The sequence below is a fragment of the Hansschlegelia beijingensis genome, from assembly GCF_045505405.1.
Lineage (GTDB): Bacteria > Pseudomonadota > Alphaproteobacteria > Rhizobiales > Methylopilaceae > Methylopila > Methylopila beijingensis_A.
Genome location: NZ_JBJKEX010000062.1, coordinates 1 through 13165, shown reverse-complemented (window position 1 = coordinate 13165; position 13165 = coordinate 1). Strand labels below are relative to the sequence as shown.

Below are 13165 nucleotides of genomic sequence, written 5' to 3'. Positions count from 1 at the left end.
GCCGTGACCGGAGGCGGCGGGCTGCGGTTGACCGCGAACGGCTCCGCGGCGCTGAGCTCGGCGGGCCCCCTGGATCTGACGGTCGCGCTCCGCAGCGTGCCGCTCGCTCTGGCCAACGGCTTCTCGCCGGGGCTTGGCGCGCAAGGGACGCTGCAGGGAGACGCGAAGCTCGGCGGCACGATCGCAGCGCCCACCGGCAGCTACACGCTGCGCGTCACAAGCCTCTCGACCGCGGCGACGCGGAGCGCCGGCGTGCCGGCCGCCCAGATCGACGCCAGGGGACAGCTCCAGGGCGACAGGATCTCGACCGATACGGTGGTGACGGCCGCCCGCGGCCTGCGCGTCACCGCGCGCGGAACCGCGCCTCTCGGGTCGGGCAATCTCGATCTCGCGGTCGCCGGCCGCGCCCCGCTCGCCTTCCTCAACGACACGCTGTCGATCTCCGGCGATCGGATCGACGGCGTCGCGACTTTCGACGTGAAGCTCGGCGGGCCGACCAGCGCGCCGCGCGTCAACGGCACGGGCAGGCTCGAGAACGGCTCCTACTTCAACCGCGCTGCAGGGCTGCAGTTGCGCGGGATGCAGGCGTCCATCGTCGCCGACGGGCCGAACATCGACGTCCGGAGCCTGCAGGCCACGACCCGCAACGGCGGCACGATCTCGGGTTCCGGCCGCGTCGCGGTCAATCCCGGCGCGGGCTTCCCCGGCGAGATCAACTTTCGTGCGAACAACGCCGAGCTGATCGGCACCGACATCGTGACGGCCATCACCGACGCGGACCTTCGGCTGCAGGGCCCGCTGGCGCGGCGGCCGGTCGTGCGCGGCGTCATCCGCACCCGCTCGGTCGAGATCCAGATCCCGGACCGCATCCCGGCGCGCTACACGCCGCTGCCCAACGTCCGCCACAAGGGCGCGCCGCCGGCTGTGCTCAGGCAGTTCAACAGCGTCAACGCGGGCAAGAAGAAGGGCGGCTCGGAAGAGGGCTTCCTGGCGACGCTCGACATCGACGTCGAGGCCGACAACCGCATCTTCATTCGCGGCATGGGGATGCAGGCCGAAGCTGGCGGGCAGATCAAGATCACCGGCACCTCCGCCAATCCGATTCCTGTCGGCGCGTTCCAGCTGCGCCCTGGTCGCAGCCAGATCACCGTCATCGGCCACCGGCTCGAGTTCACCCGCGGCGCGGTCTCCTTCGCCGGCGACCTCGATCCCTCGCTCGACTTCCTGGCGGAGACCCAGGCCGGGGACATCACCGCGCAGGTGGTCATCACCGGCACCGCCTCGGCGCCTCAGGTCAGCTTCACCTCGAACCCGACGCTGCCGACGGACGAGGTTCTCGCCCGCCTGCTGTTCAACAAGTCGTCGGGCGAACTGTCGCCGACGCAGGCCCTCCAGCTCGCCCAGGCGGTCGCGGAGTATAGTGGCGTGGGCGGCGGCGGCTCGGGGCCCCTCGAAAGCCTGCGCAAGGGGCTGGGCGTGGACAGCCTGGACCTCGGGGCGGGGCAGGGCGGCGGCTTCGGCGTCGGCGTCAGCCGCTACATCTCGGACAACATCTATCTCGGCTTCCGCACCGGCACGACGCCGGAGGACACCGGCATAACGGCCGACATCGACCTGACGAAACACGTCAAGGCGCGCGCCGAGGCCGGCGCGGCCGGCAACGCCTCCGCGGGCGTCGCCGTTCAGTGGGACTACTGACAGGCTCTGCAGCCCACGGGACCCTGGGTGCATGGACGATCGGGACGACCACGTCCGCAAGCTCCTCGCCGAACGGATCGCCGCGGCGAGAGTTCGGCTGCTCGGCAGTCTTCCGGACCGCGTGGCGGAGTTCGCGGCTCTTTCTCAAGCGGCCGCGCGAGACGACCCCGACGCTCAGGCGGCGCGCGACGCGCTGACGAGGGAGTTGCACAGCCTGGCCGGAAGCGCTCCCACGATCGGGCTCGCTGCGCTTGGCGAACGGGCCCGCGCGCTGGAGGCCGCGCTCGCGGCCCAGCCTCCCGGACGCCTGACGCCTGAGTTCAGCGCCCGTCTTTTTCGCGATGTGAAGCAGCTCGCCTCTCTGGTGAGCTGAGCGCGAATCAAAACCATTGCGGGCGCCGCCCCGGATGATCCAGTATCTGGCGGTAGCCACCTGCCACGGGCAGTGGCGCGGCGCATCCGTCACGATCGGGGGGCGGTCGGGTGTTTCGGCTGGGGGGCCGTGCGGTCGCGTATTCCGTCTTCGCCGTGTGGCTGCTGGCCGACGTGGCGCCGGCGTGCGCCGGCGCGTTCACGCTGCGGCCCGGCGAGGCGAAGGTCTTCGTCTCGGGGTTGGTGACGGCCGGCGACCATTACTTCGACAGCCGCGGCAGGCTCCGGTCCCGCGGCCGATACCGGAAGTATGATCTTCAGTCGTTCGCGGAATACGGTCTCCACGATGGCCTGACCGTCTTCGGATCCTCAGCCCTCGAGAAGATCTCGGCGAAGGACGGGACGACCTCCACCCGCAAGGGGCTCGGGCGATCCGAACTGGGCGCGCGCTTTCGGATGTTCGAGGCGCAGGGATGGATCGCCTCTGCCCAGGCGTCGGTCACCCTCGCCGGAGCCAGGAAGAGCGAGGGCCTCGCGGCGATCGGCGAGACGGATGATCAGCTGGACCTGCGGGGTCTCGTCGCACACAGCTTCGAAGCGTTCGGGCGGCCCTGGTTTCTCGATCTTCAGGCCGGCTACCGGGCGCGCAGCGGCGACCCGGCGGACGAGTTCCGCTTCGACGCGACGCTCGGGGCGCGCCTCGCGCCGCGCTGGCTCGTGCTCGCGCAGTCCTTCAACACGATCGGGCTCGCGCGGTGGAAGGGCCCCTATGCGCTGAAGCAGCGCATCCACAAGCTTCAGGGCGCCGCTCTGTTCGATCTCACGGAGCGGCTGACGATCTATGCCGCCGCTTTCGTCACGCCCATCGGCAAGGACGCGCTCGACGAGCGCGGTGGCTCGCTCGGGATCGGGTACCGCTTCTAGCCTCGGGCCGCCGGGGCGTCTTCGGCCCGCGCCGGCGTGAAACCTTCGAAGACGATCTGGTCCGCATAGGCGAGGGCCTGCGCCTGCTCGGCCGGGTTCGTGACGGTCCAGGTCAGCACCGGCAGGCCGCGTTCGCGCAGCTCCGCGACCGCGGGCCGAGGAAGATCGGCCATGTCCCAGGACAGAAAGTGCGGCCTCGTTTTCCTGCGATGCAGGATATCGCGCGCGCTTGCGCGCCGCCGCGGCGACAGATGCTTCCAGGCCGGATTGCCATCGGCGAAGGCCTCTCCGATGATCCCGCGCGGGAGCTTGGGCGCGACCTCACGGACCGCCGCTATCGCGCGAGGATTGAAGGATTTAACGGCGATCGGCTCATCGCGTCCGGCGACCTGCTGGGCCACCCTTCGGGCGAAGTCCGGATCCTTCCGCCAGGGAGCCTTGATCTCGATCACCAGGGCGCCGCGGCCGGCGACCAGGTCGAGGCACTCGCCGAGCGTCCAGAAGCGCTCCCGGGAGCCGATCAACTCCAGTTCCTTCAGCTCCGCCAAGGTCAGTTCGCTCACCCGGCCTTGCCGCCCCGTCAGTCTCAGGAGCTTCGCGTCGTGAAACACGACCGCTTCGCCGTCCGCGGTCTCGCGCACATCGATTTCGACCCCGTACCCCCCCTCAAGCGCGCGGGACACGGCGCCCGGAGTGTTCTCGAGCACGCCTGCGGCCGCGTCGTGGAGGCCGCGGTGAGCGATCGGCGCGGCAGTCAGCCAGTCGAGCTTCAAGCTCCCGCTCCCGATGCGAGATCGGTGACGGCTGCCGCTTCCACAGGCGCTACCGGCTTTCCGGAGACATGGAGGGCCGATCGCCTGAAGCCCGCTCGGACGTGATCGGCCGTCGGCGCCGCCGGCAGAGTCATGCGCAGCGCCGTAAGCCGCGCCTCGGGACGTCCAGCCATCACGTCTCTCCCGCGTCCGTCCCAAGGACCTATTTCCGCCGCGCCGCGAGATTACCGAAGCGCCTGGTCCGTCCCCTGATTGCGTTTAGATGACGGCGCCGCACAATGAAACGACAACCGGGCGAGGCCGTCATCTCGTGATCCAGCTCCGTCACTCTCTCGCCGCCGCCGCGGCTCTTACGGTCGCGCTCACGGCGGCTCAATCCGTCCGGGCGGAGGTGACGCTTGCGCCGCACAGGGCGGTCTATGAGCTGAAGCTGCGCGAGACCCGTGGTTCGACCCAGGTCGACCAGGTCCGGGGCCGCATCGTCTATGAGTTCACCGGCAACGCCTGCGACGGCTATGCGCTCAATTTCCGTCAGGTGACCGAGATCGCGAGCGACGAGGGCGACACCAACGTCTCGGACCTGCGGTCTGCGACATGGGAGGACGGCAAGGCGCAGAGCTTCCGGTTCACCGCCCAGAATTTCCTGAACCAGCAGCTCGATCGCGACACCGACGGCCGGGCTGAACGTTCCGGCGAGGCCTTGAAGGTGACGCTCAGGAAGCCCGCCAGCGCGTCGAGCGCGTTCGATCCCGGGACGCTGTTTCCGACCGAGCACCTGGTCAAGATCATCGAGGCCGGCAAGCGAGGCGATCAGCTCCTGGAGGCCCGGATCTATGACGGCTCGGAGAACGGCGACAAGACCTACGACACGCTGAGCGTGGTCAGCGAGGGCCATGACGCGCCGCCTGCTGATCTGGAGGCGCCTGCGCGCGTGCCGGAGCTCGCCAAAGCCCGGTTCTGGCCGGTCACGGTCAGCTATTTCGAGCGCGGCAAGAAGGCGGACGGCGAACAGACGCCGGACTACCAGATGAGCTTCAAGCTCTACGAGAACGGCGTCAGCCGCGCTCTCCGCATCGACTACGGGGAGTTCGTGCTCGACGGCGAACTGAAGGAGCTCGAATTCTTCAAGCCGACGACGGGCTGCCGCTGATCGCTCAGCGGTCCCGCCGGCGCTGAGCGAACGCCCTTTCGACCGCGTCGCCGCCGAAGCGCGCCCGGAGGCTGGCGACCGCCCCCTCGATGGCGTCCAGCTTGGCGACCCGCCCTTCGAGATCCGGCGGATCCGCCTCCGCCGCGGGCGCGAGGTCCGACATCGAGACGCCGATGAGCCGGAAACTCACGCCGTTGGCCTCACGCCCCAGAAGCTCTCGGGCCGCCTCGAAGATCCGCCCCGCGAGTCGGGTCGATGAGGACAGCGCCTGAGCGCGCGTCCGCAGCCGGAAGTCCGCGGTCTTGAGCTTGAGCGTGACCGTCCGTCCCGAGATCGCCTCCACCCGCATCCGGGCGGCGACCTTCTCGGACAATCGCCAAAGATGGGCCGCGAGCGCTTCCGGATCGGCGATGTCCGTGTCGAACGTCGTCTCCGCTCCCACGCTCTTGCGCTCCCGGTCGGGCCGCACGGGGCGCGAATCCCGGCCAAAGGCAAGCTGCGATAGCCGCAGTCCCTGCTCTCCATAGCGGCGGACGAGTTCGCGCGGATCGGCGCGCTGCAGATCGCCGATCGTGCGCAGTCCGTCGCGCGTCAGCGAAGCGGCGAAGGCCGGTCCGACGCCCCACAGGAAGCCGACCGGCCTCGGAGCCAGGAATGCCGGCGCCTCCTCCAGCGACAGCGCGGCGAACCCGCGCGGCTTGTCGAGGTCGGACGCGATCTTCGCCAGAAACTTGTTCGACGCCAGCCCTACCGAGACCGTGATGCCGATCTCGCGCTCGACTTCCCTGGCGAAGCGCGCCAGCACGATCGCGGCGGGCGCGTGATGCAGCCGCTCGGTGCCGCTGAGATCCAGGAAGGCCTCGTCGATGGAGACCGGCTCCACAAGCGGCGTCAGCGCGAGCATCTTGGACCGGACCGCGCGGCCGGCCTCGACGTACTTGGCCATGTTCGGCTTGATGACCACGGCGTCGGGGCAGAGCTTCAGCGCCTGGAACATCGGCATGGCCGACTTCACGCCGCTGATGCGGGCGATGTAGCAGGCGGTGGAGACCACGCCGCGCTTGCCGCCGCCGATGATGACGGGCCTGTTCGCCAGCGAGGGATCGTCGCGCTTCTCGATCGTCGCGAAGAATGCGTCACAGTCGACATGGGCGATCGTCATCTCGCCCAGCGCCGGATGACTCGCGACTCGCGGGCTGCCGCATCTGGCGCAGCGCCGCTCCTGCTCGGCCGGCGTCAGGCAATCCCGGCAGAAGCGCAGCGGGAAGGCGGCCATGTCTTCGGCCCCGGTCGTCAGTCGCCCGAGGGCTGTTCGGGCGCGAGCTCCCTGCGCGCGCGCGACACCGCCTCCGGCGGCAGCCCCTCGGCTTCCACGAACTCGAACAGCAGTCGCTCGTCGCCGAGCACGTAGTCGAGCACGGCCGGCAGGAACGACGTGTCGCGCGCCGCGTCGCGGATCGTCCGCGGCTCAAGCCCTGACAAAGCGAGGAACCGGCCGAGCCGCTCCATGTCGCCGGCCAGGAAGCTCAGCGCCTTCGCGCCGATCGCTTCGGCCGGGGGCATTTCGGGGCGGCGCTTCAGCATGTTCGTTCGCCTTTTCGCAACGAATGATCTTTAACATTTCTGGAGAGTACGAGAGTTCGGCGAGGGTCGACGAGCGGAGTATATTTTCGCTCGTCCACTCTGATCCCGGGCGGACTCGGGCGGCGCGAGCGTCGTCGCGGAAGAGCACAGGATCGACATGCCCAAGACCGTCCTGATCGTAGAGGACAACGAGCTCAACATGAAGCTCTTCCACGATCTTCTGGAGGCGCACGGCTACGCGACGATCGAGACCCGCAACGGAATCGAGGCGCTCGATCTCGCCCGCACCCACATGCCGGATCTCATCCTGATGGACATCCAGCTGCCGGAGGTTTCGGGGCTCGACGTCACGCGCTGGATCAAGGAGGACGAGCGTACGCGCGACATCCCGGTGATCGCAGTCACGGCCTTCGCCATGAAGGGGGACGAGGAGCGGATCCGCGGCGGCGGCTGCGAGGCCTATCTGTCCAAGCCGATCTCGGTGGCGAAGTTCCTCGAGACCGTGCGGCACTTCCTCGGCGAAGGCTGAGGGCGCCGGGAATGACCGCTCGCGTTCTCGTCGTCGACGACATGCCGGCCAACCGGAAGCTGCTCGACGCCCGGCTGAGCGCCGAGTATTTCGAGGTGGCCACCGCTTCCGACGGCTTTGAGGCCCTCGAGGTCTGCGCCCGCGCGCAATGCGACATCGTGCTTCTCGACGTCATGATGCCGGGCATGGACGGCTTCGAGGTCTGCCGTCGTCTGAAGACGGACCCGAAGACGCACCACATCCCGGTGATCATCGTCACCGCGCTGGATCAGCCGTCGGATCGCATCCGCGGGCTCGAGGCAGGCGCCGACGATTTCCTCACCAAGCCCGTGGTGGACGTCGCCCTGTTCGCCCGCGTGCGCTCGTTGGCTCGCCTCAAGATGCTTGGAGACGAACTTCGGCTCCGGGCGCAGACCACGCGCGAGATCGGCCTGTCGGACGCGCTGATGGAGGCTGTCAACGATCCAGGCCTCGGCGGCCGCGTGCTGCTCGTCGACGACCGGGAGAACTCCTGGAGACGGATTTCGGCGGCGCTCGCCTCCTCGCAGACGGTGGAGGTCGAGACCAGCCCTCAGGAAGCGCTGTTCCGCGCCGCGGAGGGCGAGTACGACGTCGTGGTGGTCTCGCTCGGCCTCGAAGGGTTCGACGCGCTGAGGCTGTGCGCGCAGCTCCGTTCGCTGGAGCGCACGCGCATGACGCCCGTGGTTCTGGTCGCAGGTCCCGACGACAACGCCCGGGTGCTCCGCGGCCTGGAGGTCGGGGTCAACGACTACGTCATCAGGCCGCTCGATCCCGCTGAGCTGACGGCGAGGATCCGCACCCAGGTCCGCCGCAAACGCTACACGGCGCAGCTCCGGTCGAACCTGCAGGCGAGCATGGAGCTCGCGATCACGGACGGGCTCACCGGGCTGCACAACCGCCGCTACATGGAGATGCATCTCCAGAGCCTGCTCGATCAGGCGGCCGCGCGACAGCGGCCGCTCTCGACCCTCGTGGTCGACATCGATTTCTTCAAGAGCGTGAATGACACCCACGGCCATGACGCCGGCGACGACGTGCTGCGCGAGTTCTCGCGGCGCCTTAAGGCGAGCGTCCGCGGAATCGACCTCGCCTGCCGGCTCGGCGGCGAAGAGTTCGTGGTCATCATGCCGGAGACCGACGGCGCGGTCGCCCAGATCGTGGCGGAGCGAATCCGCTCCAAGGTCGCGGAAGCGCCTTTCGTGACCTCAGGCGGGCGGGCGGCGATCGACGTCACCGTCTCGGTCGGCGTCGCGAGCTTCTTCGGCGCCGACGACGCATCCGCTCTGCTGAAGCGCGCCGACCTTGCGCTCTACCGTGCCAAGGCGTCAGGGCGAAACCGCGTGGTGGCCGACGCAGCCTGAAGCCCCAACGAAAAAGGCGCCCCTGAGGGCGCCTTCAAACTCTAAGGAACCAGGGATTACTTGACCTTGGTTTCCTTGAAGTCGACGTGCTTGCGCGCGATCGGATCGTACTTCTTCAGCACCATCTTTTCGGTCTTGGTGCGGGAGTTCTTGCTGGTCACGTAGAAGAAGCCGGTGTCGGCCGTGCTCAGCAGCTTGATCTTGATGTTGGCGGCTTTCGCCATGACGGAACCTCGAGCGGGCGGGGCGCGAAGCGCCGCAGTCTGGAATTCGAATGAGCGCGCAACCTACTCAGGCGCGGGCGCCTGTCAAGACGCGCTGGCGAAATCGCGTCCTGGTCCGGCTCAGACGGAGAAGCTGGTGCCACAGCCGCAGGAGGCGGTGGCGTTCGGATTGTTGATCCTGAACGCCGCTCCGATGAGCTCATCCACGAAATCGATCTCGGAGCCCGCCAGATAGGGCAGGGAGATCGGGTCGATCAGAACCGTCGCGCCGTCGCGGCAGATCACCAGATCGTCCTGCTGGGCCTGCGTGTCGAAGCCGAAATCATACTGGAAACCGGAACATCCCCCGCCCAGCACGCTGACGCGCAGCATCGTGTTCGGCGGCTCGTGCGCGAGGATCTCGCGGATTCGCCCGGCCGCGCGGTCGGTGACGTTCACGGGGGCGACGGTGTCTGTGCTCATGAGCTGTCGCGCGTTCGATCGATGCGGACGAGGGACGTTGCCTCATCTTCCTCAGGAGAGGTAAGCACGCCGTGCCTTGTGGTCAACGCGGCGCGATCGCCAGCCCGGAGGACGCGTGGACGTCTCGAAATGGATACTGCGGCCCCGCGCGCCCTACGCCGCCGATCCCAGGCGGAGTCGGGGCAGGGCCGTTCCGCAATCGCCGAGCGCGACGCGAACGGAATATCAGCGCGACCGTGACCGGGTGCTGCATTCGACCGCTTTTCGGCGCCTGAAGCACAAGACCCAGGTCTTCGTCTATCACGAAGGCGACCACTTCCGGACAAGGCTCACTCATACGCTGGAGGTCGCCCAGATCGCGCGCTCGATCGCCCGCGCGCTGGGGCTCGACGAAGACCTGGCCGAGACGGTGGCGCTCGCCCATGACCTCGGCCATGCGCCGTTCGGCCATGCGGGCGAGCGCGCGCTGGACGCCCGCATGGCCCCCTATGGCGGCTTCGACCACAACGCCCAGTCGCTGCGGGTCCTCACCCGGCTGGAGCGCCGCTACGCCGAGTTCGACGGCCTGAACCTCACGTTCGAGGCGCTGGAAGGGGTCGTGAAGCACAACGGCCCGCTCGTCGGGGAGGAACTTACCCCGGCGATCGTCGAGGTCGCGAGCCGCTCCGGCGTTCCCCTCGACGGCCATGCAAGCGCAGAGGCGCAAGCGGCCGCGATCGCCGACGATATCGCCTATGACGCCCACGACGTGGACGACGGCCTGCGGGCCGGCCTGTTCGGGCTCGACGAACTCCGGGACGATCCGATGCTCGCCGACATCCTCGCCGAAGTGGATGCGCGCTATCCCGGCCTGGACGATGACCGTCGCGGTCACGAACTCGTCCGCCGCGTCATCACGCGGCTTGTCGAGGACGCGATCTCGGAGAGCGCCCGGAGGATCGAGGCGCTCGCGCCGGCGGACATCGAAGATGTGCGGTCCGCGCCGCAGGCGCTGATCGCATTTTCGCCCGAGATGGCGGAGGCCGAGCGCGGCGTGAAGCGGCTGCTGACGGCGCGCATGTACCGGCACGCGCATGTCGACCGGGTGATGGCCGAGGCCGCCGGCGTGCTGTCGGACCTGTTCGATCGGTATTTCGCGGACCGAGACGCTCTTCCGGCCGAATGGGCGCGAGAGGCGGGCCGAGGCGGCGAGACGAGCCATGCGCGGGCTGTCGCCGACTTCATCGCCGGCATGACGGATCGTTATGCGCTCACCGAACACCGGCGCCTGTTTGACGCGACCCCGGATTTGCGTTAGCCGCCGGGCCTCCCTGGCACCCGGAAAGCCCATGAACGTCTTCGCCGATTTCGCCGCGCGCCTGCGCTCGATCATCGAGGCGCTCGCCGCCGACGGCGCGATCGCCCGTGTTCCGGACCTTTCCCGCGTCGTCGTCGAGCCGCCGCGCGACCCGAGCCATGGCGACCTCGCGACCAACGCGGCCATGGTCCTGGCGAAGGATCTCGGGCTCAAGCCGCGCGATCTCGCGACGGTCATCGCGGAGCGGCTCGAGAAGGACCCGGACGTCGCCGCCGTCAGCGTCGCCGGCCCGGGCTTCGTGAACGCCACGATGAGCCAGGATTTCTGGCGCCGTGCGCTGGAGGCGGCGCTCGCCGCCGGCGCGCACTACGGCAAGCCGGGCAAGGCGCGTCCCGCAAAGGTCAATGTGGAGTACGTCTCGGCCAACCCCACGGGGCCGATGCATGTCGGCCACTGCCGCGGCGCGGTGTTTGGGGATTCGCTTGCGAACCTGCTCGTCTTCGCCGGCGACGAGGTGGCTCGCGAGTACTACATCAATGACGCCGGCGCGCAGGTCGACGTGCTCGCGCGCTCCGCGTTCCTGCGCTATCGCGAGGCGCTCGGTGAAGACATCGGCGCGATCCCGGAAGGGCTCTACCCGGGCGACTATCTTAAGCCCGTCGGAACAGCCCTGGTGGACCTCCACGGCGCCGCGTTGCGCGACCTTCCCGAGGCCGAGTGGCTCCCGATCGTCCGCGAGGTCGCGATCTCCTCGATGATGGAGATGATCCGGGACGATCTCGCGAGCCTCGGCATCGTCCACGACGTCTTCTTCTCCGAGCGCACGCTGCATGGGCCGGACGGCCCGATCGTGCGCGCGGTCGAGGATCTGCGGGCGCAGGGGCTCGTCTATGAGGGCAGGCTGCCGCCTCCCAAGGGCCAGCTTCCCGAGGACTGGGAGGATCGGGAGCAGACCCTGTTCCGCTCGGCGGAGTTCGGCGACGACATCGACCGGCCGCTGATGAAGTCCGACGGCTCCTACACCTACTTCGCGGCCGACGTGGCGTATTTCCGCTCGAAGTATCAGCGCGGCTTCGAGGAGATGGTGTTCGTGCTCGGGGCCGACCACGGCGGCTATGTGAAGCGCCTCGAGGCGGTCGGTCGCGCTCTCTCCGGCGGCGCGGCCCGCGTCACCGTGGAGCTCTGCCAGCTCGTGCGGCTGTTTCGCGCCGGCGAGCCGGTGCGCATGTCGAAGCGGGCAGGGGACTTCGTCACGCTGCGCGACGTGGTCGACGAAGTCGGGCGCGACGCCGTGCGCTTCATGATGTTGTTCCGCTCGAACGACGCCGTGCTCGACTTCGATTTCGCCAAGGTCACGGAACAGTCGCGCGACAATCCGGTGTTCTACGTCCAGTACGCTCACGCGCGCGCGCAGTCGATCCTTCGCAATGGGCGGGAGATGCATGGCGAAAGCTCGGAAGCCGATCTGTCGCTGCTGACGGATCCGGGCGAGCAGACCCTGATCAAGCGCATCGCAGCCTGGCCGCGGGCGGTCGAGCAGGCGGCGGCGGCGCGGCAGCCGCACAGGATCGCGTTCTTCCTCCACGACCTCGCGAGCGAGTTCCACGCGCACTGGAACCGCGGCAAGGATTCGCCGGATTTACGCTTCATTATGGAAAACAATGCATTGTTGTCCCATGCTCGCCTGGCCTTGGTGAGGGCCTTCATTCTGGTTCTCGCCTCGGGCCTTGGTATTCTGGGGGTCGCGGCTCCTGACGAGATGCGGTGATGCGGCCGACGCCGGCGATGACGGCGATCCGGGCGCGGTCGCTCTTATGGAAGGCGCGCGGAGGCCGGTGAAATGCAAAACCAAGCTGTAAGGCGCGGCGGCGCCGCGGGCGCTCGAACCGAAGAGTTCGCCGCCTATGACGATTACGATCTGCGCGCCGGCCACCACTACGATCAGGCCGGCCGGCCCCAGGCTGCGCACGGCTATCCCGACGAGGAGCCGGTCTACGATCCGCGCGCCTATGCGCCCAATCCGGACGAGCCCTACGGCTACGATCAGGACGGCAATCCGCTCTATTACGAGTATGAGCCCGATCGGCGCTCGCTCGGGGGCGGCGGCCGCAGCGGGCTGATGATGGTGGGCGCGGTGCTCGCCGTCGCGCTCGTCGGCGGCGCTGGCGTCGTCGGATACAAGATGCTGGGTTCTGGCGGCGCCAATGGCGAGGCGCCCCTGATCAGGGCCGACACCGAGCCGGTGAAGACCGTTCCGGAGAAGTCGGAGAGCGCGCAGCCCGCCAAGGCGGTCTATGACAGGGTCGACGCAGGCGGGCAGGCGAACTCGAAGGTCGTCTCCCGCGAGGAGGAGCCGGTCGATCTTCCCGCACCATCGGCCGCGCCGCGGAACGAGGGCGCGCGCATCATCCTGCCGCAGGCGACCGCCACGGCGGATCGCACGGCGCCCCCCACTACCGGCGAGGGGCCCCGCAAGGTCAAGACGATGACGATCCGCCCCGATGGCTCGATGGCGGAAGCGCCCGCTGCGCCGGCGGGCGCTGCGGCTCCGGCCGTCGATCCCATCGCGGAAGCGGCGAGGACCGGCGAGGCGCCGCGTAGCGACTTCGACGACGGCATCATGGCGGAAGGACCGGCTCAGCCCGAGAGGGCGGCTCCGCAGCCGGAGCAGCGCCTTGCCCTAGGGCGGCGACCAACCAGCGCGATACTTCATCGCTCTCCGGCAGAGCTTTGCAGTGGTCATTCCACACGCTGACCAGGCGCAAATTTC

The 13165-nt window shown here is 68.7% G+C and carries 14 protein-coding genes; 9 read left to right on the top strand and 5 right to left on the bottom strand.

The window, feature by feature from the left end:
* The 3 genes from ACIKT0_RS06290 to ACIKT0_RS06280 all read left to right on the top strand — a co-directional run.
* A partial coding sequence (locus ACIKT0_RS06290; RefSeq protein ID WP_407104511.1) for a translocation/assembly module TamB domain-containing protein occupies window positions 1-1698 on the top strand: 1698 nt, incomplete at its 5' end.
* A 31-nt stretch (window positions 1699-1729) separates the two neighbouring features.
* Window positions 1730-2071 (top strand): Hpt domain-containing protein, encoded by a 342-nt coding sequence (locus ACIKT0_RS06285; RefSeq protein WP_407104510.1) that lies wholly within the window; start codon window positions 1730-1732, stop codon window positions 2069-2071.
* Between the two features lie 110 nt (window positions 2072-2181).
* On the top strand, window positions 2182-2994 hold the full coding sequence (locus ACIKT0_RS06280; RefSeq protein ID WP_407104509.1) for a hypothetical protein: 813 nt from the start codon (window positions 2182-2184) through the stop codon (window positions 2992-2994).
* Here ACIKT0_RS06280 and ACIKT0_RS06275 read toward each other — a convergent pair.
* The gene (locus ACIKT0_RS06275; protein WP_407104508.1) at window positions 2991-3767 is read right to left on the bottom strand and encodes a glycerophosphodiester phosphodiesterase family protein; all 777 of its coding nucleotides are present in this window, start codon (window positions 3765-3767) and stop codon (window positions 2991-2993) included. The two genes, ACIKT0_RS06280 and ACIKT0_RS06275, sit on opposite strands and share 4 nt — an antisense overlap.
* Before the next feature lie 310 nt (window positions 3768-4077).
* Between ACIKT0_RS06275 and ACIKT0_RS06270 the strand changes: the two genes are divergently transcribed.
* The gene (locus ACIKT0_RS06270; RefSeq protein WP_407104506.1) at window positions 4078-4917 is read left to right on the top strand and encodes a cell envelope integrity EipB family protein; all 840 of its coding nucleotides are present in this window, start codon (window positions 4078-4080) and stop codon (window positions 4915-4917) included.
* Window positions 4918-4921: 4 nt separating this feature from the next.
* On the opposite strand, the gene ACIKT0_RS06265 is transcribed toward ACIKT0_RS06270, so the two are convergent.
* Together ACIKT0_RS06265 and ACIKT0_RS06260 are read right to left on the bottom strand one after the other, a co-directional pair.
* Window positions 4922-6193: a DNA polymerase IV gene (locus ACIKT0_RS06265; RefSeq protein ID WP_407104505.1), complete on the bottom strand. Its 1272-nt coding sequence runs from the start codon at window positions 6191-6193 to the stop codon at window positions 4922-4924.
* Window positions 6194-6210: 17 nt separating this feature from the next.
* A complete protein-coding gene (locus tag ACIKT0_RS06260; RefSeq protein WP_407104504.1) occupies window positions 6211-6501 on the bottom strand; it encodes a DUF3572 domain-containing protein in 291 nt (96 codons plus the stop codon).
* A 157-nt stretch (window positions 6502-6658) separates the two neighbouring features.
* On the opposite strand from ACIKT0_RS06260, the gene ACIKT0_RS06255 reads away from it, so the two are divergent.
* Window positions 6659-7030 carry a response regulator gene (locus ACIKT0_RS06255; RefSeq protein WP_183396156.1) on the top strand — a complete coding sequence of 124 codons (372 nt, stop codon included), beginning with the start codon at window positions 6659-6661 and terminating at the stop codon, window positions 7028-7030.
* A gap of 11 nt (window positions 7031-7041) precedes the next feature.
* Complete coding sequence (locus ACIKT0_RS06250) at window positions 7042-8412, top strand: PleD family two-component system response regulator (protein ID WP_407104503.1); 1371 nt, start codon at window positions 7042-7044, stop codon at window positions 8410-8412.
* Between the two features lie 56 nt (window positions 8413-8468).
* Here ACIKT0_RS06250 and rpmG read toward each other — a convergent pair whose 3' ends face one another.
* Entirely contained in the window at window positions 8469-8636 is a 168-nt protein-coding gene (rpmG, locus tag ACIKT0_RS06245) for a 50S ribosomal protein L33 (protein WP_183396154.1), read from the bottom strand.
* A 120-nt stretch (window positions 8637-8756) separates the two neighbouring features.
* Window positions 8757-9098, bottom strand: coding sequence for an iron-sulfur cluster insertion protein ErpA (gene erpA, locus ACIKT0_RS06240; protein WP_407104502.1), 342 nt, complete (start codon window positions 9096-9098; stop codon window positions 8757-8759).
* Between the two features lie 115 nt (window positions 9099-9213).
* Here erpA and ACIKT0_RS06235 point away from each other — a divergent pair, with 115 nt between their 5' ends.
* From ACIKT0_RS06235 to ACIKT0_RS06225, 3 genes are all read left to right on the top strand, one after another.
* Window positions 9214-10395 (top strand): deoxyguanosinetriphosphate triphosphohydrolase, encoded by a 1182-nt coding sequence (locus ACIKT0_RS06235; protein WP_407104501.1) that lies wholly within the window; start codon window positions 9214-9216, stop codon window positions 10393-10395.
* Between the two features lie 31 nt (window positions 10396-10426).
* Window positions 10427-12163 (top strand): arginine--tRNA ligase, encoded by a 1737-nt coding sequence (gene argS / locus ACIKT0_RS06230; RefSeq protein WP_407104500.1) that lies wholly within the window; start codon window positions 10427-10429, stop codon window positions 12161-12163.
* Window positions 12164-12235: 72 nt separating this feature from the next.
* Window positions 12236-13150, top strand: coding sequence for a hypothetical protein (locus ACIKT0_RS06225; RefSeq protein ID WP_407104499.1), 915 nt, complete (start codon window positions 12236-12238; stop codon window positions 13148-13150).
* Window positions 13151-13165: the final 15 nt, after the last annotated feature.

Coding starts and splice junctions, on each gene's coding strand:
- ACIKT0_RS06285 (WP_407104510.1), top strand. CDS start 1,730: ATGGACGATCGGGACGACCACGTCCGCAAGCTCCTCGCCGAACGGATC.
- ACIKT0_RS06265 (WP_407104505.1), bottom strand. CDS start 6,193: ATGGCCGCCTTCCCGCTGCGCTTCTGCCGGGATTGCCTGACGCCGGCC.
- ACIKT0_RS06260 (WP_407104504.1), bottom strand. CDS start 6,501: ATGCTGAAGCGCCGCCCCGAAATGCCCCCGGCCGAAGCGATCGGCGCG.
- ACIKT0_RS06255 (WP_183396156.1), top strand. CDS start 6,659: ATGCCCAAGACCGTCCTGATCGTAGAGGACAACGAGCTCAACATGAAG.
- ACIKT0_RS06250 (WP_407104503.1), top strand. CDS start 7,042: ATGACCGCTCGCGTTCTCGTCGTCGACGACATGCCGGCCAACCGGAAG.
- rpmG (WP_183396154.1), bottom strand. CDS start 8,636: ATGGCGAAAGCCGCCAACATCAAGATCAAGCTGCTGAGCACGGCCGAC.
- erpA (WP_407104502.1), bottom strand. CDS start 9,098: ATGAGCACAGACACCGTCGCCCCCGTGAACGTCACCGACCGCGCGGCC.
- argS (WP_407104500.1), top strand. CDS start 10,427: ATGAACGTCTTCGCCGATTTCGCCGCGCGCCTGCGCTCGATCATCGAG.
- ACIKT0_RS06225 (WP_407104499.1), top strand. CDS start 12,236: ATGCAAAACCAAGCTGTAAGGCGCGGCGGCGCCGCGGGCGCTCGAACC.